This is a genomic window from Marinilabilia rubra (genome assembly GCF_003121985.1).
Taxonomy (GTDB): domain Bacteria; phylum Bacteroidota; class Bacteroidia; order Bacteroidales; family Marinilabiliaceae; genus Marinilabilia; species Marinilabilia rubra.
Genome location: NZ_QEWP01000004.1, coordinates 70091 through 92097 on the forward strand (window position 1 = coordinate 70091; position 22007 = coordinate 92097).

Sequence of the window (22007 nt, forward strand, 5' to 3'; positions counted from 1 at the left end):
TTTTCTGTGGGTTTCTTTTATTATTTTCCGATACAGAAGTTTTTAAAAATATTCCCCAGAACTTCATCAGTAGAAATCTGACCGGTTATTTCGCCCAAATAATGTAAAACCTCTCTGATATCCTGAGATAAAAAATCCCCGGAAATTCCATTTTGAAGGCCTTCAAGGGTTCTTTGAATACCTTCAAGTGCATTTTTGAGAGCTTCGTAATGCCGGGCATTGGTAACCACTACTTCATCATTGTCAATGGCTCCCGTATCCATAGTTTTAAGCAGTTCAGATGTTAACCTGTCAAGGTGAATGTGCATTTTTGCAGACAGTGGCACAACCGAATCGGTGCCGGTTAGTTCACGAAATGCTTTTTTAGAAAATCTTTTTTCCAAGATTTCCGAATCCACCAGATCAGTTTTATTAACAACAACAATTAGTTGCTGCTTATCGGAATTCATGTGCCTTTTGACGTCTGAAACGGCCTGATGAATTTTGGCATCTTCGTCCTGGGCGTCCATCATTAAAACAATAATGGATGCTTGCTTAATTTTATTGTAAGTAAGGGCAATACCCATACTTTCAACCTTATCGATGGTATTTCTTATCCCGGCTGTGTCTATAAAGCGGAAAGTAATGCCCTGAATGTTCATAACATCTTCAATAACGTCGCGTGTTGTACCATGCACGTCTGAAACAAGAGCCCGTTCTTCCTGTAATAAGGCATTCAAAAGGGTGGATTTACCGGCATTGGTATGTCCCACAATTGCCACCGGAATGCCATTTTTTATGGCATTACCCAGTGAAAAGGAGTCTATAAGTTTTTTTAGAAGGTGCTCAATTTCCAGAACAAGATCAATGAGTTGTGACCGATCAGCAAACTCAACATCCTCTTCGCTGAAATCTAATTCAAGTTCAATAAGGGACGTAAATTCAAGAAGTTTACTACGCAGGTTGATTAACTCATTAGAAAAGCCTCCTTTCATTTGTTTGAGAGCTACTCTGCGAGCCGCTTCACTGCGTGCAGCAATTAAATCTGCAACTGCTTCAGCCTGACTTAAATCCATTTTCCCGTTTAGAAAAGATCTTTGGGTAAATTCTCCCGGCTTAGCCAAACGTGCACCCTTGTCTGTAAGTAACTGAAGGATTTTTTGTTGGATGAAAACAGCCCCATGGCAGGAAATTTCAACTATGTCGTCTCCGGTAAATGATTTCGGACTCTTAAAGAGGGTAATAACAACTTCGTCAATATCGTTTTCTCCATCATAAATGGTCCCAAAATGCACTGTATTGGGAGCTTGTTCTGTGATTGATTTGTTTTTAGCAGCTGGTCTGAAGACATTTTCAGTAATGTTAAATGCTTTTGGTCCAGCCAAACGTAAAACGGCAATAGCTCCTGCACCGGGGGCCGTTGAAATTGCGCAAATTGTGTCTTCTAAAATCATGAAATCGCATTTTACTGCAAATGTAGTATTAAAAATGCGATGTTGGATTGGCAGTCAAAAGAACGTTGCCAATCCAGCACCGCAGTACCGGATTTTTTTTATATAAAAAAGATCACAAATAGATTAGACCAGTCAGTTGTTGTTTATGACATAATTTCTGATAGTTACTGGTAAATCTCCTCTTCTTTTACATAGCCTTCAGAAACCACTGTCATTTTTATGTTTTGGCGGTTTACGACCTGGGCTGAAAGTAATACCGAAGGAACCAATTTATGGCCGTTGTTAACAGTAATATTGGTGTTTATGGGACCTTCCTCTTCTGCTAGCTTCATTGCCATGTTTACGGCCGTATAAGCCATAGCATCGATTGGTTTAAAGATTGTGATGGTCTGATAACCGGCTACGATGTTTCTAATAGCCTCTACTTCGGCATCCTGTCCTGCAACCAAAACTTCTCTTTGTAAGTTATGCTCCTGCAATGCACGAATTGCACCACCGGCCAGTTCATCATTACCGGCAATTATGGCATCAAGCTCAGGGTTATCATTTGACAGATAGTTATCTATAATTTCATAAGCCTCTTCAGAATTCCAGTTTTCTACAGACTCATCTACAACAATTTCAATGTCACCTTTTTCGATGAGCGGTTGTAAAACATTCATCCATCCAAGATGTAGTAAGGCAGCATTGTTGTCTTTTGTTGGCCCTCCAAGTAAGGCAAATTTTCCGTTCGGGGCCATTGTAGAAAGGTATTCTGCTTGCAACTCGCCAATATTTATATTATCTGTAGATACATAATAGTCGACATCAGAATCACGAATCATTCTGTCATAAGAAATCACTGGAATGTCCTTCTTATGAGCTTCCCTGACTATGTCGCGTGAAGCATGCAAATCAACAGGAATGACAACTAAAACATCCACATGGTCATAGATCAATTCCATTGTCTGTTCCAATTGTTTAGGAGAGTTGCCATCCGCAATCCGAACTAATGGTATTCCCCCTAATTCTTCAACGCGCTTTTCAAATAATTCTTTGTCCTTTTCCCAACGTTCAATGTTAAGAGTGTCCATTAAAAACCCTATTTTAGGTTTGTTGTTACAACTTACCAGGATCACGGCAAGCAACAGAGTACTGAGGAGATAACCGAATGATTTCATAGGACAAGATTTTCAGTTAGTAATTTTTCTTAATTTACGAATTTTTGGGGTCAACGTAAAGAGTTTTTTTGCATGCTTTAACATTGAAGTTTATCAAAATCATTCATTTTAAGGGTTATTTATTATATTCACAACCTGATTGTGAATGCTGCATTTTTCAGCAATATCTCAGAAAAATTTTTATGGTTATGAAAGTGGACCTTTCCAGGTATGATAACAGCTGGTATTATCCCGGTAGAGGGGTGTTTGTCAGAACTTTGTGGTATTTTGTGAATGCCCTGTTTTTTGTTCCATCTATTTGGCCTGTTTCATCCCTGAAGGTAAGGCTTTTAAGAGTCTTTGGAGCAAAGATAGGTAAGGGAGTGGTAATCAAGCCACGGGTAAACATTAAATATCCATGGAATTTATCAATTGGGGATTATACCTGGATAGGAGAGGGGGTTTGGATCGATAATCTTGCCAGGGTTTCAATTGGCGCTAATTGCTGCTTATCACAGGATGCTTTGTTGCTTTGCGGGAACCATAACTATACAAAGCCAACATTCGACCTGATGGTAGGTGAGATAACTCTGGAAGATGGGGTTTGGATTGGGGCAAGATCAGTTGTATCAGGTAATACTTATTGTTATTCACATAGTGTTTTGGCACTTCAGAGTGTATCAGGCGGAAAACTGGATGCTTATTCCGTTTACCGGGGTAATCCGGCCGAAAAAGTAAAAACAAGAGATTTGGCAGGGAGCATCGACTAAAAATATTCGTAATAAATATTTTGAAGTGATGTTCTGAAAGCTGCATAAATGTAATTTCCGCTGACAGATTCCTGATCGTTCGATATTTTTCTGTAGCGCGCCCCCATCATAAGATTCATGTTGTTTTTTGGATTAATAAGCCATGAAACATTTAACTGGGCTTGAGTGAGTTTGGATTTCAGCCCCTGTCCAATTGCATGTCCATAATCTGCAGGCCTTGTAATATTTGGTTTGTGAATACTCCCACCATAACTAATATCTTCAGACATATCTAATCCTTTGGTGGCCAGTTGTGCTTTAAACTCAAAATGCCAACGGCCTGTACGGTATCTCAAAAAGCTTATACTTTCTCTGAAATTGGCTCCCAGCGGATGTGCCAATTCCTGATTGAAATGGCCATAGTTGGTTATGGGCTGGTAGTGCGAGTAAGTATAGGGACGTACCTGACTATATTCTGTTTGGAAATCGAAATTTTGTATTCCCAAAAGATTAAATATTTCTAATCCTGCAAGAAACCCCTGCTTATTTGCCCACCATTTTTCGCCGGAGAATACTTCATCAAATTTGAATTCACCCAACACAAACTGACCGTATATCGCTGCATCTTTCCAGAGAATGTATTTAAAGTTGAGTCCCATGGTCATATTGTCCGGTGACCCCAGATTATACTCAACAGGCCTGAATACCACCAACGGGGTGACATAGTTTACATCAATTCCCCTGTGCCCTACGGTGTCTTTTGCAGCCCAAATAACACTTTCAAAGAGTCCGAGACTAAATCTGTCCCCAATATTCCAGTTCAGGTAATGAAACGCTCCGTATTTAGATGGATAACGGGTGTCTCCCAAAGTTCTGTCTCTTTCGAAATGCTTCAGTTCACTAACCAATAACATGTACTTAGCATTCAGAAAAGATGCTGTCATTTTGAAAAAAGGGTAACTGTAAGCCACATCAGAAAGGAATAAAGACCGATAGCCATCGCCTATGAAATTCTTTCCGAATCCTGCCTGAAGATTGATCCATTTACCGGCATTGTAACTAACATAACCGGTTGATTGCGCATAATCATGACCATTTTCTCCAAAGTCTTTACGCCGCCCCTGACCGGGAACAATGTCTCTTTGTCTGGCAAATTCGTCAATATATCCGGGCAGTGTGGCCTGATTTTCCCGGAGGTCAACATAAAACCCGAGGTTTTCCCCAAGTTTGCCTTCCACCATTGCTCCACGGGTATTTACAAACCATGTTTCTCCTGTCTGGCTGTCATTGCCCATTTCAAAGTTAAAAATGGGGTTTATTCTTATTTCAACATTGTTTTTATCCCAGGAAAAAAGATCTGTTGAAAAGAAACGCTTAAGAATCCCGGCATTATTAGAAGTGGTGGGAAGTCCACGTTGAATCAGGGAATCAGTATTGTATTTTTCTGATAGCTCATCAATTCTGAGTGGTTTTAAAGATCCGTGAAGGTTTTGTCCGGGCCGATGGAGTATTCTTTCAAAAGGATTATATGTCCGGTTGTTGTCGCTATTATATAATTGTGCAGGGCTTTGAAAATAACCCAATGCAAAGATCAACACTAAAAAATATTTAATAAGCACCAATTTCATTTTTTCCGGTTTTAGAGGCAGAAAAAAAATCGAGAGAATAATATCGCGGTGGTTTACTGTTCTTCGTAATACCCATGCCCGTAGCCGTATCCATAGCCGTAACCATAACCGTATCCGTACCCATAGCCGTATTTCATTCCTCTCTTGCCTTTTTTTACCTGCAAATCGTTAAATAATATCCCCACATTATCAATGCCTTCATCCCCAATGTTTTTAAGTGTCTGAGCAAAAGCTTCTCTGACTGTGAAATTTTGCCTTGCCAGGAAGATGAGTGTGTCAGATTTTCTTGCCAATAAAATTGGATCCGCAACTACACCCATGGGAGGAGTATCGAGTACAATTACATCAAAACGGCGAGATAACTCAGCAAAAAGATCATCCGTTTTATCTGAGGAAATAAGCTCAGAAGGATTAGGAGGAATGGCACCTGAGGGGATAACACTCAGGTTTTCCTGCCCGCCATCATGAATTATCTCATCCAGGGTCACCTTTCCAATATAGAATTGGGAGAGGCCGTTGTAATCATCAAGATTTAGAATTTTATTGAGACCTGGTTTCCTTAAATCAAAACCAATAAGAACGGTCTTCTTCCCTGAATAAGCAAAAACAGCTGCCAGATTTAGCGCACAAAAAGTTTTGCCCTCGCCGGGCATAGAGCTCGAAACAGAAATTATTGGAGTTTTTTGATTGGAAGTCATATACTCCAGTCTTGTCCTTACCCTTCGAAAAGTTTCGGTTATTACCGATCGGGGGTGATTTGCAACAACATTGGTGACACCTTTATGGCTATGCATAATATGGCCAACAACAGGCTTTTGAGTTAATTTCTCAATTTCATCTGTTGAAGATATTTTATTATTCAACAGATGTCTCAGGACAATGAAAATAAGAGGGAGCAATACCCCGGCAAAAAATGCTTTTTGGTAATTAGATGAAGTTTTTGGTGAAACCTGCCCTGTAAATATCGGGGTTTCTAAAACAGAATGATCAGAAGTGTTAGAGGCTTTCTGGATTTGAGCTTCTGATCTTTTTCTAAGCAAAAAGGTATAAACTTCGCTGTTAAGATCAAATTGCCGTTCAATACCAAGGAGTTTTCTTTCTTTTTCCGGTAACTGATAGAGTTGACGGGTCATCAACATCTTTTCTTCTGCAAGTCTGTCTATGGATTCTCCGATTATCTCTTTCTGATTTTTTATTGCCTCCATCAAAGTTTGACGTGCAACGATTATTTGTTTGTCAAGTTCTTGCTTATAAGGGTTTTGCTGCCCATTAAGAGTCAATCTTTCATTATTCAGATCAAGAATTTTATTTATTTGCCTGGAAATAATGGGATTGTCAATTTCAAAGGCTGCCGGGGCAAGTCCCTTATTCAAGACATCATCTGATGAAAAATATTGCCCAAGATAATTGTAGTAATTAAGGGTGAGTTTTTTTTCGGAAATGCGTGTGCTTAATTCCTGGATTTGAGAAAAAAGGTGTTCGGCTTCAGCGCTTATGCTTTGTATTTGATTTTCTGTCCGGAAAGTACTTAACTGTGTCCCCTTTCTGGCTAAAGAATCTGAGATAACTATTAATTGTTCCTCAATAAAATTAATTGTATTGGTAGCTATCTGATTTTTCTTTTCAAGATTGGCCTGAATAAAGGTTGATGATAATTTCTGCAGAAATGTGATGTTTTTTTGATGATTGTGGCCGGTGACAGAAATATGAACAATTGAAGAATTTTCGCCAGCCTTATTCGCACGCAGCACTCTTGAATATTGTGAGGTGAGATTCTCCGGGTGATTGAATCTGAAATAGTAAGCTTTATCATTGGACGTGCGCAAACTTTTATTGATAATTCTGGCTTTAAGCCATGGTAAATCAATTATTTCTCCAAAAGAATAGGTTCGTTTAAAATCATTTATGCCTCCAATTGCACTCGTAGACTCAGTTTTATAGTTAATGGTTCCGGCACTTTCTGCTTTAACGCTTATCTGAAATTGATTGTTATCAATAACGGTAAGGTAAATGGGAACATTCAAAAGTTGCGTGGCAGAAGAGTCAAACTGAACTTCAAATCCCGGCGAAGAGTATATTTCTGTGTCTTTTAATCGTCCTGAAGCAAAATAGCTTACATGAAAATCGAGCTGATCAATGGTTTTGCGGATAATATCTCTCGACGTAAGAACCGCTATCTGGTTGTCCAGGTTTCTTTGCCCGGGGGTTAACCCGAACCCCTGCATCATATCATCCTGCGTCCTTTCAGAACCTCTCTCTTCCATTAGCATCGACATAGATGCGCGATAAACAGGAGGTGTGTAGCGATGGATGCTAAAAACTATACCAAGGGCCAGGGGAATTGTAATTGCGAAAACCCACCAAAAACGCAACAAATCAAAAATCACCTTTCGGTAATCCAGCATAAATGCTGTTGACTGGTCTCTGTTTTCTGGCTGATTGTTTAAGTTGGGGCGATAGTTTGAATTCATTTATAGTTTTCTTTTCCTAAGTTCATAAGCTACTGGGAGATGGCTCTGATGGTAAGGTACAATGCCAGAACGGAGCTTACAATTCCAAACGAGAAAGTTTCTCCAATTCCAAAGCTTTTGGCTTTCATTGGTCTTACGTAAATAAGATCATTGGGGTACACATAATACTCATCTGATCCCACCAGGTTGTTGTCGGTAATATCTACAAAAAAGGTTTCGTAGGCATCCCCTTTAGGTCTTACAATTTTTATTTCACTTCTTTTTCCGAATGTACGAATATCTCCGGCCAAAGCAACAGCTTCATATATGGTAATTTGTTCTTTTCCCATGTCAATGCGTCCGGGACTGCCTACTTCTCCTAAAATAACAAAAGAGTTGCTTGCCAATCGCATTTTCACATGAGCATCACTGACAAATGGCTCAAGGGCTGTTTCCATCTTTTCTTTAGCCTGCTGCAACGTTAATCCTCCAAAATTAACTTTACCTACAAACGGAAAATCAATGTTCATATTATCATCCACAGGGTAAGTGTACAATGATTGGTTTTGCTGGGAATTTCCACCGCCACCTGATCTTGAGGGATTAAAAAACTCAGATATTTTCGGGTTGCTTGTGTTTACCTGTATGAATAACTGGTCATTAGGCCTTAATACATACCTTTCTGTAACAGTCGTAAGCTCACTATACGGATCTGAATAATTCTTTTTTTCCTTTTTGTTTTGAAGGTAAACAGTTTCTTTTTGTGGAATACAACTGCTAAAAACCAACACGATAAAACTAAAAAACAGAAGGAATTTTACCAGAGGTAATGATTTTTGCTGATATAAGACAGGGTTTCTTTGCATAGCTAAATATAATATCCAGGTTTTAACGGCCAAATTTATGGTTTTCTTTTTTAAAATTAAACATTCATAAATTTAACTTTGTCAAAAGGGTTTCCTATTTTTGCCAAAATATTAATTTCTGATAAAAGTCCATGAATGATTACTCAACGTGCTTAATGATTTTATTTGCTGCGTTTTTGTCGTTTATTCTGGTTTTTCTTTCCATTCCTACAATCCTGCGAGTGGCCCATTCCAAAAACCTTTTCGACGAACCCGGAAAACGTAGAATTCATAAACAAAAAGTTCCCAACCTTGGTGGCTTGGGGATATTTATTGGTTTTCTGTTTACCTATACACTTTACGTGGATTGGTTTGACTTTAAGCCGATCCCATTTATAGTGCCTGCATTATTAGTCATATTTTCCATTGGCATAAAGGACGATATAATGATTACAGCTCCCATGATGAAACTTCTGGGACAATTGCTGGCTGCATTTATTATTGTCGGATTTGGAGGATTAAGAATTACAGCTTTTCATGGTTTTTTTGGTCTTGAACCTGATTACTTTGCCAGTCTCGCTATTTCTATCATTTTTGTCATTTTTATTGTCAACGGATTTAATCTCATTGATGGAGTTGATGGATTGGCGGCAATTAGCGGTGTTTTATCCACGCTTGGCTTTATGTTCTGGTTTTACATTAATAATGATGTCCATGTGACTGTCTTAGGTGCTATAGTCATAGGGGCGCTCCTGGCTTTTCTGTATTATAATGTTTTTTCCAAAAGCCAGAAGATTTTTATGGGTGATACCGGCTCTATGATCATTGGTTTTATTCTGGCTACCCTGGCTATCCGATTCATGGAAGCCAATGCTCCGGAAGTACGCACTGGTCTGGATCATCAAATGACCTCTGCCCCTGCTGTTGTTCTGGGAATATTAATAGTCCCGGTAATCGACACTCTTAGGGTGTTTTTTTTAAGGCTCTCGAAAGGAAATTCTCCATTTGTTGCGGATAAAAATCACATCCACCACCGATTGCTGACATTGGGGTTTTCACACATTCAAATTGCTTTGATTTTGGGAGGGATAAACATTGTCTTTATTGCCCTGAATTATTTGCTTAAAGACTTTGGTATGTTGAAACTTATGGTGTTAAATCTCGTATTGGGATTTATAATTTTTTATTTGCCGGCAATATTTATCCGAAGCAAAGCCAAAAGATTGCGAAACAATTAATGTCAATTCGCTGTTTGCAGCAGATCAAAATTTAATCAATGGGCAAGAAAATTTCACTTATAACTGTCACTTATCAATCAGCCAAAACATTATCTGCCACCATTGAATCGGTTCGCCGTCAAACGTTTTCTGATTTTGAATACATAGTAGTGGATGGCGGTTCTACAGATGAAACCATTGATATTTTGAAAAACAACTCAGATGTTGTTGATAAATGGATCAGTGAACCAGATAAGGGAATCTATGATGCCATGAACAAAGGAATTGGTCTGGCAGAGGGCGAATTAGTAGGGTTTATTCACGCTGATGACATCTTCGCAAAGTCAGATATCCTTGATACCATTGATCTTAGGTCTAGGGAAACCGATTTCCATCTTCTTTATGGCGATTTGGAATATGTAAAGGCTGAAAATCCGGAAAAAGTAGTTCGATATTGGAGAAGCGGATCGTTTCGCCGGCAGCAACTTCAGCGGGGATGGATGCCGCCACATCCTACAGTTTATGTAAACAGAAAATTTTTCCATAAAATTGGCCGGTTTAATGTAGGTTACCGTATTTCGGCAGATTATGAGTGGTTGCTTAGGGCATTATCCAATCCTGTCGTAAAAGTAGAGTACCTGCCGGAGGTTATGGTACGGATGAGATTGGGCGGTGCAAGTAATGGCTCTCTGCGAAATGTTATTGCTAAATCGGGCGAAGACCTGAAGGCATTAAGGTCAAATAACGTCGGAGGTCTCAGAACTCTTTTTCTGAAAAATGCCTCAAAATTATCTCAATTTGTCCGTAGAAACTAAAAGTGCACTCCCCGGCTGGTTGTTTTTTTATTTCATTTTGTTAGCTATTTTAGCAGACTGTAACCTATAATTCAATTAAACATGGTAACGAATCCGAAAGGATCTTCTTCTTTCCAGAACCATAATATTCCCGGAGGTAAAAGCGATGGGTTTTCAGATATAAAAAAGATAGCCAGGTTAGTATTACGGCATTGGTTTCTTTTTGCCATTAGCATTCCTGTCTTCCTGGGAGGGGTTTACCTGTTTCATCGTTACACACTACCCGTATACCGGGGATCGGTAACCATGCTTTTTAAAGCTGAATCGGAAAAGATGCTGAATGACATCAACCTCATGGAAGGATTTGGGCTCTCTTCTGAAGTACGGAATATTGAAAACCAGACATTTATTATTAAGTCTCAAAAAACAATACGGGAGGTTATAGATCGGCTTGATTTTAGTATTTCATACTATGCTGACGGACGTTTTAAAGACACAGAATTGTATCATTCTGCCCCTTTTAAAATTGAAATACTTGAAAACCATCCTCAAATTCTCGGTGTTCCACTTTATATAAAACCACTTGCAGGTGGAAAATATAAAGTTTCTGCATCCGGTGAGTCGGGGGTTTTACATAGATTTGATCAATCTTCTGCGGTCGGCCGTACAGGTCCATTTTCCTATGAGAAGACGGTCGAAGCAGGAGAAGTTGTTAATCACCAGAATTTTTCTTTTCGTATCATTCCGGATACCAGGAATTTAAGAACCGGGAGTGGAGAGTTTTTCATAAAGTTCAATTCTCATCAACAGTTAACCTCTCGTTATAGATCCAGAGTGTCTGTAAATAATTATCGCGAAGGATCGTCCATTGTGTTTATAGGTGTTACAGGCCATAATACAAGCAAGATAGTAGCTTTCCTCAATGTTTTGTCTGATGTGATTGTGGAGAATAACCTGGAACGGAAAAATGATATGGCTACCCGGTCGCTTGATTTTATTCAGCAACAACTCAAAAATGTCGCTGATACGCTCAACCAGACACAGAAAAAATTGATGGATTTCAGGAAAAATAACCGATTTATGGTTCCTTCTGAGTTTGCATCACGTTTGGCTGATGAGTTCATCGAGTTCGAAAAGGAGCTGAAAATGATGGAGCTAAAATACGACTACTTTCAAAAATTGAAAGCGAGATTAAAAAATGGTAAAATGAAGGAGGATTATCTGCTATCAGCATTTGCAGATGACGATGCAGGGGTGGTTAACCAGCTTGTTGGTAAGTATATGGAGACTATTTCTGAAATGAAAACCCTTGATAAAGCTACAGGAATCTCCAATCCATATTATTCTCAGCTTGAAAATGAAATAAGTGTCATTAGTTCTACATTACTCCAGGCAATCGATAAAAAAATGGAAACCCTTCTTATCCGGGAAGGCGAAATAAAACAACAAGTTGCAGAATTAAGCATCCGGATGAACAATCTGCCCGAACTGGAAAAAGAGTTTCTTGAACTGGAAAGAGCTTTTAAACTAAATGATGCAATATATACTTTTCTTTTACAGAAAAACTCGGAAACACAAATTGCAAAAGCATCAAATACTCCAGACAATGAGATCCTAAATAAAGCCACAATCTCCGGCATTGTCTCTCCTGATGAAAGGGGAAATTATGGTAAAGCATTCTTGTTAGCTTTAATACTTCCTGCTGCTGTTATTGGTTTCAAAGAGATGCTGAATAACAAGATCCGTGATCGTGAGGAGATGGAATCTATAGCAGGCGATTTTCCAAATATGGGGACTATTGTTAGAAGCAGGATAACAGGAGAAAATGTCGTAAGAGAACTGCCCAATTCTTTGCTGGCCGAATCATTTCGGTCATTGCGTACAAAAATCCGTTTTATGCTCTCAGAAGAAAAGCATAAGGTGATTCTTGTAACATCCACTAATACAGGAGAAGGAAAGACATTTTGTGCCCTGAATTTAGCATCAGCTTTTGCCATTTCAGGTAAAAAAGTGGCTTTACTTGGTTTTGATATGCGCAAACCAAGACTATCAAAGATTTTTGAGAAGGATCAACAAATTGGTATTTCTAATTATCTCGTGAATCAAAAGAAATTTGAAGAAATAATCTATCCCTCAGAATTGGAAAATATGTGGCTGATTCCCTCCGGAGTCACTCCTCCAAATCCATCTGAACTTATTGCCGGAGAAAGAACAAAATTGTTGTTTGATTACCTTAAAAGCCAGTTTGATGTAATTGTGGTTGATACTCCGCCAATTGGCCTGGTGGCTGATGCCCGAATCCTTATGCAACACTCGGATTGTAATTTGTTTATTGTAAGAGCCGGATTAACTCACAAAGAACATTTTGCGACCACAATTGAGGAAATACGGAATGAAAAGATATCTCATACAGGACTGGTTCTTAATGACATAAATCCGGCCGACAAGCGATACGGATATTACAATACCTCTTATTATGGGCCTTCACCCGAAGAGGTAAAGTAAACTTGTTTTATTTCTCTCGGAATTATTCAAAATAATTTAAATGCAGCGATTTAATAATTTCTCATTAAAGCAATACAATACATTCAATATTGATGTTAAAGCTAAAGAGTTCATTCAATTTGACGAACCGAAAGAAATCCGGAACTGGATAGAGGAAGGGGAATTCAACAATCCTTTTCTAATATTGGGGGGTGGAAGCAATCTTTTATTTACCCGGGATTACGATGGCTCTGTCCTTTATCCTGCTTTTAAGGGAAAAAAGATAGTAAATGAAAATGATGACTATGCCTTTGTTTATTTTGCTGCAGGAGAGGATTGGGACCAATGTGTGGAATGGGCTGTAGAACATAACTTGTGGGGTGTTGAAAATCTTTCACTGATCCCCGGTCATGCAGGTGCTGCACCAGTCCAGAATATCGGGGCTTATGGCGTTGAGCTTTCAGATTTGGTTGAAACCGTGGAAGGTGTTTACCTTGAAACAGGAAAAAAGTTCCTCAAAAAAAAAGATAGTTGCAGCTACGGATACAGATATAGCATTTTTAAGGGGCCATTACGTAATAAAGTCATTGTAACAGGTGTTACTTTGCGGTTAAATAAAAAGCCGGCTACTAAGCTGGGGTACGGCTCACTGAAAGTTGAAGTTGAAAATATGGGGGCTATTACGCTCCAAAATATCAGAAAAGCAGTTATTAATATCAGAACAAGTAAACTTCCTGACCCTGAAGAGAAAGGAAATGGAGGTAGTTTCTTCAAAAATCCGGTAATAAGCGGTAATTTTTATAAGAATCTTCAAGATAAATGGCCTGAAATTCCGGGATATTTTCTGAATGAAAGTAACCGGGTTAAAGTTCCGGCAGGCTGGTTAATTGATAAAGCCGGCTGGAAAGGTTACAAATCGGGCCGGGCAGGGGTTCATGATAAACAAGCCCTTGTGCTTGTAAACAATGGTGGTGCATCGGGACTGGAAATTGCTGACCTGGCTATGAAAATTAAAGAAGATATTATACAAAAATTTGAAATTCTTCTGGAGACCGAAGTAAACATCCTTTAGCGCCAGATTCTTCTCTCTCTCAAAGCCCTTCTGTACTTTGCAGCATTTACATTATGCTGCCTCAGTGTCTTGGCAAAATTGTGATAACCGGAAAAATCATCTTTCGCACACATATAAAGATAGTCGTGATGCTCATGATTCAGAACGGCTTGAATGCCGGATATTGAAGGAAAACGAATGGGGCCGGGAGGCAGACCTTTGTACATATAGGTGTTGTAGGGCGAATCAATAACCAGGTCACGAGACAATACGCGTTTTATCGCAAAATCGCCAAGTACAAATTTTATAGTAGGATCGGCCTGCAGACGAATGCCTCTCTGCAGCCGGTTTAAATATAATCCCGCTATAGTTGGTTTCTCACTGCCTCTTACTGTTTCTTCATCAACAATGCTGGCCAAAGTTGCTGTACCGACAGGATTCAGGTTTGCAGCCTTGGCTTTCTGAATTCGTTCCTCAGTCCAAAAATTTTGATATTCCCGGTGCATTCTTTTGATAAATCCTTCAGCATCGGTATTCCACCATATCTCATATGTGTTGGGTAAAACCATTGCATAAACAGTCTCAGGAGTAACGCCAAATTCTTTAAGCAATGTAGTGTCATTAAGGGCTTGCAAAATACTGACAGAATCGGCCTCAATGTATTCCGCAACTTTTCCTGACAAGTCCTGCTTTGTACGGACATTGCTAAAAGTGAGTTTTACCGGAGTTTGAAGGCCACCGCGAAACACATTGACCAGTTCATTATTATTCATTCCGTTTTTCAATATATAATGACCTGGTTTTATATTGTCAGGATAATCCTTTTTCTGAGCCAGCCAGTCAAAGTCTTCAGGTCTTTCAAGAAATCCGGAAACATTCAGAAGCCCCATGACTTCTTCATAAGAAGCTCCTGTGGGAATATAAAAACTGGCCGTTTTTTCCCCTTCAAGATTAACGTTTGGGGAAAATACTTTTTTTTGCAAATTCAACAATACCCAGGCACCAACAGCCACGGCCGCTGCAGCCAGAAGTGAAAAACGAATCAGTTTTCGATTATTTCTTTTATGTTTTTGTTTTATCGCCATTTTTTTCAATACCCCGTTAAATTATTACAATAGATTCGTAATCAATTAATTGTTAGAACACTTTCATTTGTGGTGATGTGCGGATTTTCAGCATAATACGAATTATCTTACCTGACTGCCGTCAGGCAGGCATCTTCTAATATCTAAAAATCTAACGATCTATTGGTTTCTGATAGAGTTTTTTTTATTAGACCACAAAAATAGAACATTATATTAATAGAGACAGCCTTCTTTTTGTTTGTTTCAAACGATTTTTTTTGCAATTTTGGTGCCGCTTATGCAAAAAAGATCAATTAAATTGTACTACAATTAGTATCGGTCTATAAATTAAGCAAACAGTGTCAAAATTTATGTGCATGTTCAGAAAGTTTCATTTATAAAGCCTGCCCCGATTTTTCTTCGGGGGCTTGCGAAGCCTGAAAATGCGCAGTCCCGATCCTCCGGGATGAGTAATTTTCGGGCAAGCATAACGCGGTAAATGGGACTTTATGGACACGCACTAATTAGGAAATTGAGTACGGGATTAATTTTAATTATCAAACTATGGTAAGGAATATATTTTTACTGATCGGATTATTAGTTTTCTTATCCTCCTGTGCATCCTTGCGCAAAGGATCTTCCAAAATGAGTGAATCTCCCTATGCAGAGGGAGGCAAAGATGATGGCATAGAAGTGCGTGAAGATAAGAAACCTGTTGCTGAGGAAGAAAAAGAAGAGGAACAGGAAATAATTATAAGGGAAGAAAAAGTAAAGTCGGTAGATATAGAAGAGAATGAAGACCAAATCTATCGTTACTATGTTATAGTGGGCTCTTTCCGTTATCTTGATAACGCTCGTAATTACAAAAAAGACCTGATTGATGAAGGTTTTGTTCCTGTTATTTTAGAAAATGAGAACGGCCTTTACAGAGTCTCTGTAGCAGCATATAATGATGAATTGCCTGCCCGCAATAACATCGCCGCCATTCGTCGCAACTTTCCTAAATACAGCGATGTGTGGCTTCTGATTCGTAAGCAATAATAAATTAAATAACACAAAATGTATCAACCAGTACAGTTATCTGAGGATATTTTTTACGTGGGAGTAAATGACCGGCGTACAGAATTGTTTGAGAATATGTGGCCATTACCAAGAGGGGTTGCATACAACTCATATGTGATAAAGGATGAAAAAATTGCTTTGCTGGATACAGTAGAGATCGGCCAGGTTGAGAAGTTCCTGAAAAAACTGCAATCAGTTATCGGTGATCGCCCCATCGATTATTTGATTGTAAATCACATGGAGCCGGACCATGCCGGTTCAGTTAATCTTATCCGTCAGCTTTACCCTGATGTCAAGATTGTTGGTAACAAAAAGACTCTTCCAATGATTGAGGGATTCTTTGAAATTACCGATAATTTAATGGAAGTAAAAGAAGGCGATGAGTTGGACCTTGGGAAGCACAAGCTCCAGTTTTACCTGGCTCCAATGGTACATTGGCCTGAGACAATGGTGACTTATGAAGAAACCCAAAAAATTCTATTCTCTGCTGATGCTTTTGGAAGCTTTGGGACACTGGATGGTAGCATTTTTGATGATGAAATGGACTTCAGCTATTTCCATGATGAAATGCGTAGATATTATTCCAATATTGTTGGGAAATATGGAAGTCCGGTTCAAAAAGCATTGAAAAAACTTAGCGGTCTTGATATTAAAATGATTGCTTCCACTCATGGGCCCATTATTCGGAGTCATATTGAAGAAGTAATTGGGATGTATGATGATTGGAGTAGTTTTAAAACCGGAGAAGGGGTTGTAATTGCTTTTGCCTCAATGTATGGGAATACAGAAGAAATGGCAGAGGTTACTGCGCGCGCAATTGCTGAGGCAGGAATCAAAGAAATCCGGATGTATGATGTTTCCAAAACTCATTCATCTTATATTATTTCCGATATTTTTAAATACAAAGGGCTGGTGCTTGCAAGTCCTACGTATAGCAATGAATTGCATCCCAATATGGAAGCCCTGGCCAATAAACTTAAACATATGGGTGTAAAAGACCACTGCCTTGGCATTTTGGGTTCATATACATGGGCCGGAACATCAGTAAAGCGTCTCACGGAGCTTGGTGAAGCACTGAAATGGGAAATAATTGAAAATTCAGTAGAAGAAAAACATACTTTAAAGAAACAAAAGTATGAAGAGTGTCGTAGACTGGGAAAAGCATTAGCAGAGAAGTTAATTGCTGAAAGAAATTAAGGAGCTTCTTTTCCTTTCCTTTAAGACCGAGGCTGTCTCTGTTTTGCAGAGATGGCCTTTTTCTTTCTTATCTCAGTGCCATCTCATCAACGTTTTTGCGAATATTCTCCAACGCTTTTTTGACCGAAAAATTAGCAGAAGTTCCTGCATCTTCAATAATTCTCTTTCCAAGTTCAAAAGAAGGAACATTTGGTGGAACTTGTGAGGCTGAAGTATTAATGAGGCGTGCGACTTCTTCACGTGCATTTTTCACCAATTGCCAGGTTTCAGAAGGAACATATATTTGCATTGCCAGGTTATGATTGAATTCTGTTCGAATGTTTTTCAAAAGATGACTTTGAAGCTGAAATGCATTCATGTTTTTTTGTTGCTCTCTCAAAACCAGAGATTCCGGAGAAATACGTTCCAAAAAAAGGGTGAAGCGTTCATAAGCCTGAAATCTATGTTGCAGAATAACTTCGCTGTTACTCATCAGGAACTCCTGACGTCTTCGCTTAGCATCATTGTCAAGGAACCATTTTACTAAAATCAGTGTAAAAACAGCAATCAATAAAACAGGTACTACAATCCAAAGCAATTCAGGTAATGCCATCGGTTTCATTATTTTTTAATATTTAACAGGGTTGATTAGTGAAGAACTCGGTTTAATAACCTCAAAACGAAATCTATTTCCTTTCACCTATACACAAAGTTAATCATTATTTCCGTCCTGCACACCCGCCGTTATTTTATGCTCTTGCCTTCAGGAAAAAAAAATCTATTTTTGTGCTTTCTTTGTTACTTCTATAAAATACTTGTTTCAAAGAGAATTAGCTTAAACAGTCAGGAAAAATACCATAAAAAACTCTATATAAACATGGAACAACTCTCACAGCGTCTTGCTCAATTAGCTGAATCAGAAACCATAGCCATGTCCCAGCGTAGCCGGGAATTACGCGAACAGGGATATGATATTATTAATCTTAGTCTCGGAGAACCTGATTTTCCATCTCCTGAACATGTAAAAGATGCAGCAAAGAAAGCCATCGATGAAAATTTCACAACATATCCTCCCGTTCCCGGAATTCCTCAATTACGAGAGGCTATAGCAGAAAAATTTCAGCGTGACAATAATATTGATTATAAACCTTCTCAAATCGTCGTTTCAACGGGTGGTAAACAAGCTTTGGCAAATGCCATATACAGTCTGGTAGATGAGGGTGATGAAATAATAATTCCATCACCTTATTGGGTGAGTTACCCTGCCATGGCACAACTGGCCGGTGGAAAGTCGGTCTTTGTTTACGCCGGAATTGACCAGGATTTTAAGATGACTCCTGAACAATTAGAGGAGGCCATTACCGAAAAGACTAAGGTTTTGTTAATCAATAGCCCAAGTAACCCTACAGGAAGTGTTTACTCTTATGAGGAGTTACTAGGCCTCGCTGAGGTATTGGAGCGTCATCCGAGAGTATTCATAATTTCAGATGAGATTTATGAATATATAAATTACGATGAAAAGCACCATTCATTAGCCGAGTTTGAGGGATTAAAAGACCGTGTTGTAATAGTAAACGGAGTTTCCAAAGGTTTTGCCATGACAGGCTGGCGCATCGGATATATCGCAGCTCCTGAATGGTTGGCATCAGCTTGCTCCAGAATTCAGGGGCAATACACTTCGGGTGCCAATTCCATTTCCCAAAAAGCCGCGTTAGCTGCCATAGAAGGTCCAATGGATTATACATTCAAGATGGTTGAGGCGTTTAGAAGGAGAAAAGACCTGGTTGTGAAATTGGCCCGTGAAATTCCCGGATTAAAAGTTAACGATCCTGCCGGGGCATTTTATTTATTTCCTAATGTGAGTTCTTTTTTAGGCAAAAGCTATAATGGCAAAACCATAGAAAATGCAAGGGATATGAGCTTTTACCTTCTCGAAGTGGCCCATGTGGCTACAGTAACCGGCACTGCCTTTGGAAATAAAAATTGCATTCGGTTTTCTTATGCCACCAGCGATGATCTGCTCGTGGAGGCTATGAAGCGAATCAAAAAAGCTTTAGCAGATCTTGTTTAATCCTGCTTTTGATAAGTGGAATTAGTGTTTTATATTTAAATCTGAATTATTTGAATTTATATCATTCAGGTTAACCTTGCATTCCATTTAGCAAGGTCAAAAATATTGTATTCATGGGAAAAGAAACGCTTCCGGTTGTTAATAATAATGGCCATATTATCGAAATATCTGATGGATTAGTACGTCAGAGAGAGCACATTATATTACGCGATGTAAATATTAACATAAAACCTGGAGAGTTTGTCTATCTCATCGGAAGAGTGGGAAGTGGAAAATCCAGTTTGCTTAAAACATTTTACGGAGATCTTCCTTTTCCGGAGGGCTATGGTTTTGTTGCCGGATTCAGGCTTAAAAGATTACGCAATAAAGACTTGCCCTATTTAAGAAGGAAAATGGGAATCGTTTTTCAGGATTTTCAGCTTCTCACAGATAGAAATGTTTATGACAATCTGCTTTTTGTCCTTAAAGCTACAGGCTGGAAGGATCAAAAAGAAATGGATCACCAGGTTCGTGATGTATTGTCAAAAGTAGACATGGTTCATAAAGGATACAAAATGCCTCATCAACTATCCGGAGGAGAACAGCAACGAATCGGAATTGCCAGATCATTGCTGAATACCCCTGACCTAATTTTGGCAGATGAGCCTACAGGAAATCTCGATCCGGATACTTCTGATGATTTGCTTGAATTGTTACATGCTATCTGTAAAGAGGGAAAAACGGTAGTTATGGCTACCCATAATTATGGATTAATTAAGAAATTTCCCGGAAGAACCATACGTTGCGAAAACACCCGCCTTACAGAATCCACACAGGAGGAGATTGATTTTGATCAACTTATAGAATAAATGGCGATTAATATTTTTTTGGATTCTTTTCCTTTTTATTCCTTAAAATCATTGGCCATGAATTTGATTTAGAGTCAAATTCTCTGTTACTTTGCAATCGATTAATAAATTAAAAGAAATTCAGAATGGAAATTGCAAGAAACAAATTTGTATCGCTTTCATATCAATTGCGTCTCAATGGTGCCGAAGGTGATTTAGTTGAGGAAACCGGAGAAAGCAATCCTTTGCAGTTTGTGTTTGGAGCTGGTAAGATGATTGAGATGTTCGAAAAAAAGCTGGAAGGTCTCACCCAGGGTGACGATTTTAGTTTCGAACTTAAATCTCATGAGGCTTACGGTGAAGTAAACACTGATGCTATTGTAGATTTGCCCAAAAATATTTTTGAAGTAGAGGGACAGATTGATGAGTCTTTACTTAAGGTTGGTAACATGGTTCCTATGCAGGATGCCAATGGTAACCGTTTGAATGGTATCGTATTGGAAGTTGCCGATGACACTGTTAAGATGGACTTTAACCACCCTCTGGCAGGTGATGATTTGCACTTTGCAGGAAAAGTACTTGAGGTTCGTGATGCTTCTGAAAACGAATTGGTTGAAGCAGTAGGAGGCGACTGTAGCTCAGGTAATTGTGGCGATGGCTGCAGCTGTTAATAACAATGATATTTTATGATAAAAGGTGTTTCATTGCTGTATGAAACACCTTTTTTTTGCTCATGTATTTGGTATCAGCTATTTTTACAGACATTCTTGCGACAATAGATCGCTTGTCTGCTTCAAAAAGCGGAATTCCAATGTGTGGCATTTTCTCATAAACAAATGCTTTACACTATTTGGTGATTAGGCGGCTTATGAAAGAAGGTCTCAGGCATAAAATATCAGGAGACTATTGTTTATAATGATTTTGAAAAAATAAAACGATGGCAGGTAATACATTTGGAAGACTATTTAAGCTTACTTCTTTTGGAGAATCTCATGGAAGAGGAGTTGGTGGTATAATTGAGGGAGTAAAACCCGGTTTGGAATTAGATATGGATTTTATCCAGAAAGAATTGGACAGACGTCGCCCGGGACAATCGAAAATAACTACTCCCAGGGATGAAAAGGACAGAGTAGAGTTTTTGTCAGGTGTTTTTGAAGGCAAAGCTACGGGAACCCCCTTGGCATTTGCAATCTGGAACAAGGATCAAAAATCAGGCGATTACGACAATCTAAAGGATCTTTACAGGCCTTCGCATGCCGATTATACTTATGATGCCAAATATGGAATTCGTGACCACAGAGGCGGGGGGCGTTCTTCGGCAAGAGAAACCATTGCCCGTGTCGTAGCAGGTGCTATCGCCAAATTAATGTTGAAAGAAATCGGAGCGGAAATTGTGGGTTTTGTATCGCAGGTGGGAGAAATTCAAATGGAGACAATACCCGAAGATTTATCATTGATTGAATCAACGCCTGTAAGGTGTCCGGATTTAAAGGTAGCCGAAAAAATGATCGATTATATTGATAATGTTCGAAAAGATAAAGATTCAGTTGGAGGAGTAGTTAGTTGCGTAATAAAAAACGCTCCTGCCGGATTGGGAGATCCTGTGTTTGAAAAACTGCATGCTTCTCTTGGACAGGCAATGCTATCCATCAACGCAGTAAAGGGATTTGAATATGGAATGGGGTTTCAGGCGGCCTCTATGAAAGGGTCTCAGCATAATGATGAATTTTTCAGTGAAAATGGCGCAATAAAAGCCAAAACCAATCGCTCCGGAGGGGTTCAGGGAGGCATTTCCAACGGAGAAGAAATTATTTTCCGTGTGGCTTTTAAACCCGTAGCAACCATTCTCAAGGATCAACACACAGTTGATAAATCCGGCAAAGAGGTTGTTATGAAGGCTAAAGGTCGCCATGACCCTTGCGTTGTGCCACGTGCAGTACCAATTGTTGAAGCTATGGCTGCCATGGTAATGGCTGATGCCTGGTTGATGAACAAAACTTATCATTAAATCGAGAAT

The 22007-nt window shown here is 39.1% G+C and carries 18 protein-coding genes; 11 read left to right on the plus strand and 7 right to left on the minus strand.

Going from position 1 to position 22007, the window contains the following annotated elements; translation table 11 throughout:
• Nucleotides 1-20 precede the first annotated feature (20 nt).
• The gene (gene mnmE / locus DDZ16_RS06605; protein WP_109263656.1) at nucleotides 21-1433 is read right to left on the minus strand and encodes a tRNA uridine-5-carboxymethylaminomethyl(34) synthesis GTPase MnmE; all 1413 of its coding nucleotides are present in this window, start codon (nucleotides 1431-1433) and stop codon (nucleotides 21-23) included.
• Between the two features lie 164 nt (nucleotides 1434-1597).
• The gene (locus DDZ16_RS06610) at nucleotides 1598-2593 is read right to left on the minus strand and encodes a D-xylose ABC transporter substrate-binding protein (RefSeq protein ID WP_109263657.1); all 996 of its coding nucleotides are present in this window, start codon (nucleotides 2591-2593) and stop codon (nucleotides 1598-1600) included.
• Between the two features lie 188 nt (nucleotides 2594-2781).
• Between DDZ16_RS06610 and DDZ16_RS06615 the strand changes: the two genes are divergently transcribed.
• Complete coding sequence (locus DDZ16_RS06615; RefSeq protein WP_109263848.1) at nucleotides 2782-3342, plus strand: WcaF family extracellular polysaccharide biosynthesis acetyltransferase; 561 nt, start codon at nucleotides 2782-2784, stop codon at nucleotides 3340-3342.
• Here DDZ16_RS06615 and DDZ16_RS06620 read toward each other — a convergent pair.
• The 3 genes from DDZ16_RS06620 to DDZ16_RS06630 are packed head-to-tail and all read right to left on the minus strand — an operon-like array spanning nucleotide 3339 to nucleotide 8265.
• Entirely contained in the window at nucleotides 3339-4949 is a 1611-nt protein-coding gene (locus DDZ16_RS06620; RefSeq protein WP_232526573.1) for a hypothetical protein, read from the minus strand. The genes DDZ16_RS06615 and DDZ16_RS06620 overlap by 4 nt on opposite strands.
• 53 nt (nucleotides 4950-5002) lie before the next feature.
• Nucleotides 5003-7420, minus strand: a complete 2418-nt coding sequence (locus DDZ16_RS06625) for a GumC family protein (protein ID WP_232526574.1) — start codon at nucleotides 7418-7420, stop codon at nucleotides 5003-5005.
• Nucleotides 7421-7449: 29 nt separating this feature from the next.
• Nucleotides 7450-8265 (minus strand): polysaccharide biosynthesis/export family protein, encoded by an 816-nt coding sequence (locus DDZ16_RS06630; RefSeq protein ID WP_109263658.1) that lies wholly within the window; start codon nucleotides 8263-8265, stop codon nucleotides 7450-7452.
• Between the two features lie 131 nt (nucleotides 8266-8396).
• Between DDZ16_RS06630 and DDZ16_RS06635 the strand changes: the two genes are divergently transcribed.
• From DDZ16_RS06635 to murB, 4 genes are all read left to right on the plus strand, one after another.
• On the plus strand, nucleotides 8397-9482 hold the full coding sequence (locus tag DDZ16_RS06635) for a glycosyltransferase family 4 protein (RefSeq protein WP_109263659.1): 1086 nt from the start codon (nucleotides 8397-8399) through the stop codon (nucleotides 9480-9482).
• 38 nt (nucleotides 9483-9520) lie between these two features.
• Entirely contained in the window at nucleotides 9521-10276 is a 756-nt protein-coding gene (locus DDZ16_RS06640) for a glycosyltransferase family 2 protein (protein ID WP_109263660.1), read from the plus strand.
• A gap of 81 nt (nucleotides 10277-10357) precedes the next feature.
• The gene (locus DDZ16_RS06645; protein ID WP_109263661.1) at nucleotides 10358-12760 is read left to right on the plus strand and encodes an exopolysaccharide transport family protein; all 2403 of its coding nucleotides are present in this window, start codon (nucleotides 10358-10360) and stop codon (nucleotides 12758-12760) included.
• 40 nt (nucleotides 12761-12800) lie between these two features.
• On the plus strand, nucleotides 12801-13811 hold the full coding sequence (gene murB / locus DDZ16_RS06650) for a UDP-N-acetylmuramate dehydrogenase (RefSeq protein WP_109263662.1): 1011 nt from the start codon (nucleotides 12801-12803) through the stop codon (nucleotides 13809-13811).
• Here murB and mltG read toward each other — a convergent pair.
• Nucleotides 13808-14875: an endolytic transglycosylase MltG gene (gene mltG, locus DDZ16_RS06655; protein ID WP_109263663.1), complete on the minus strand. Its 1068-nt coding sequence runs from the start codon at nucleotides 14873-14875 to the stop codon at nucleotides 13808-13810. The genes murB and mltG overlap by 4 nt on opposite strands.
• Before the next feature lie 624 nt (nucleotides 14876-15499).
• Between mltG and DDZ16_RS06660 the strand changes: the two genes are divergently transcribed.
• Both DDZ16_RS06660 and DDZ16_RS06665 read left to right on the plus strand, forming a co-directional pair.
• Entirely contained in the window at nucleotides 15500-15895 is a 396-nt protein-coding gene (locus tag DDZ16_RS06660) for an SPOR domain-containing protein (RefSeq protein ID WP_232526575.1), read from the plus strand.
• Nucleotides 15896-15913: 18 nt separating this feature from the next.
• Complete coding sequence (locus tag DDZ16_RS06665) at nucleotides 15914-17113, plus strand: FprA family A-type flavoprotein (RefSeq protein ID WP_109263665.1); 1200 nt, start codon at nucleotides 15914-15916, stop codon at nucleotides 17111-17113.
• Nucleotides 17114-17180: 67 nt separating this feature from the next.
• On the opposite strand, the gene DDZ16_RS06670 is transcribed toward DDZ16_RS06665, so the two are convergent.
• Entirely contained in the window at nucleotides 17181-17705 is a 525-nt protein-coding gene (locus DDZ16_RS06670; RefSeq protein ID WP_109263666.1) for a DUF7935 family protein, read from the minus strand.
• A gap of 264 nt (nucleotides 17706-17969) precedes the next feature.
• Here DDZ16_RS06670 and DDZ16_RS06675 point away from each other — a divergent pair, with 264 nt between their 5' ends.
• From DDZ16_RS06675 to aroC, 4 genes are all read left to right on the plus strand, one after another.
• Nucleotides 17970-19163, plus strand: a complete 1194-nt coding sequence (locus tag DDZ16_RS06675; RefSeq protein ID WP_109263667.1) for a pyridoxal phosphate-dependent aminotransferase — start codon at nucleotides 17970-17972, stop codon at nucleotides 19161-19163.
• A gap of 113 nt (nucleotides 19164-19276) precedes the next feature.
• Nucleotides 19277-20011 (plus strand): cell division ATP-binding protein FtsE, encoded by a 735-nt coding sequence (locus DDZ16_RS06680; RefSeq protein ID WP_109263668.1) that lies wholly within the window; start codon nucleotides 19277-19279, stop codon nucleotides 20009-20011.
• Nucleotides 20012-20136: 125 nt separating this feature from the next.
• Entirely contained in the window at nucleotides 20137-20661 is a 525-nt protein-coding gene (locus tag DDZ16_RS06685) for an FKBP-type peptidyl-prolyl cis-trans isomerase (protein WP_109263669.1), read from the plus strand.
• Nucleotides 20662-20927: 266 nt separating this feature from the next.
• Nucleotides 20928-21998, plus strand: coding sequence for a chorismate synthase (gene aroC, locus DDZ16_RS06690; RefSeq protein ID WP_109263670.1), 1071 nt, complete (start codon nucleotides 20928-20930; stop codon nucleotides 21996-21998).
• The last annotated feature ends 9 nt before the right edge of the window (nucleotides 21999-22007 follow it).

Coding starts and splice junctions, on each gene's coding strand:
- mnmE (WP_109263656.1), bottom strand. CDS start 1,433: ATGATTTTAGAAGACACAATTTGCGCAATTTCAACGGCCCCCGGTGCA.
- DDZ16_RS06610 (WP_109263657.1), bottom strand. CDS start 2,593: ATGAAATCATTCGGTTATCTCCTCAGTACTCTGTTGCTTGCCGTGATC.
- DDZ16_RS06615 (WP_109263848.1), top strand. CDS start 2,782: ATGAAAGTGGACCTTTCCAGGTATGATAACAGCTGGTATTATCCCGGT.
- DDZ16_RS06620 (WP_232526573.1), bottom strand. CDS start 4,949: ATGAAATTGGTGCTTATTAAATATTTTTTAGTGTTGATCTTTGCATTG.
- DDZ16_RS06625 (WP_232526574.1), bottom strand. CDS start 7,420: ATGAATTCAAACTATCGCCCCAACTTAAACAATCAGCCAGAAAACAGA.
- DDZ16_RS06630 (WP_109263658.1), bottom strand. CDS start 8,265: ATGCAAAGAAACCCTGTCTTATATCAGCAAAAATCATTACCTCTGGTA.
- DDZ16_RS06635 (WP_109263659.1), top strand. CDS start 8,397: ATGAATGATTACTCAACGTGCTTAATGATTTTATTTGCTGCGTTTTTG.
- DDZ16_RS06640 (WP_109263660.1), top strand. CDS start 9,521: ATGGGCAAGAAAATTTCACTTATAACTGTCACTTATCAATCAGCCAAA.
- DDZ16_RS06645 (WP_109263661.1), top strand. CDS start 10,358: ATGGTAACGAATCCGAAAGGATCTTCTTCTTTCCAGAACCATAATATT.
- murB (WP_109263662.1), top strand. CDS start 12,801: ATGCAGCGATTTAATAATTTCTCATTAAAGCAATACAATACATTCAAT.
- mltG (WP_109263663.1), bottom strand. CDS start 14,875: ATGGCGATAAAACAAAAACATAAAAGAAATAATCGAAAACTGATTCGT.
- DDZ16_RS06660 (WP_232526575.1), top strand. CDS start 15,500: ATGAGTGAATCTCCCTATGCAGAGGGAGGCAAAGATGATGGCATAGAA.
- DDZ16_RS06665 (WP_109263665.1), top strand. CDS start 15,914: ATGTATCAACCAGTACAGTTATCTGAGGATATTTTTTACGTGGGAGTA.
- DDZ16_RS06670 (WP_109263666.1), bottom strand. CDS start 17,705: ATGGCATTACCTGAATTGCTTTGGATTGTAGTACCTGTTTTATTGATT.
- DDZ16_RS06675 (WP_109263667.1), top strand. CDS start 17,970: ATGGAACAACTCTCACAGCGTCTTGCTCAATTAGCTGAATCAGAAACC.
- DDZ16_RS06680 (WP_109263668.1), top strand. CDS start 19,277: ATGGGAAAAGAAACGCTTCCGGTTGTTAATAATAATGGCCATATTATC.
- DDZ16_RS06685 (WP_109263669.1), top strand. CDS start 20,137: ATGGAAATTGCAAGAAACAAATTTGTATCGCTTTCATATCAATTGCGT.
- aroC (WP_109263670.1), top strand. CDS start 20,928: ATGGCAGGTAATACATTTGGAAGACTATTTAAGCTTACTTCTTTTGGA.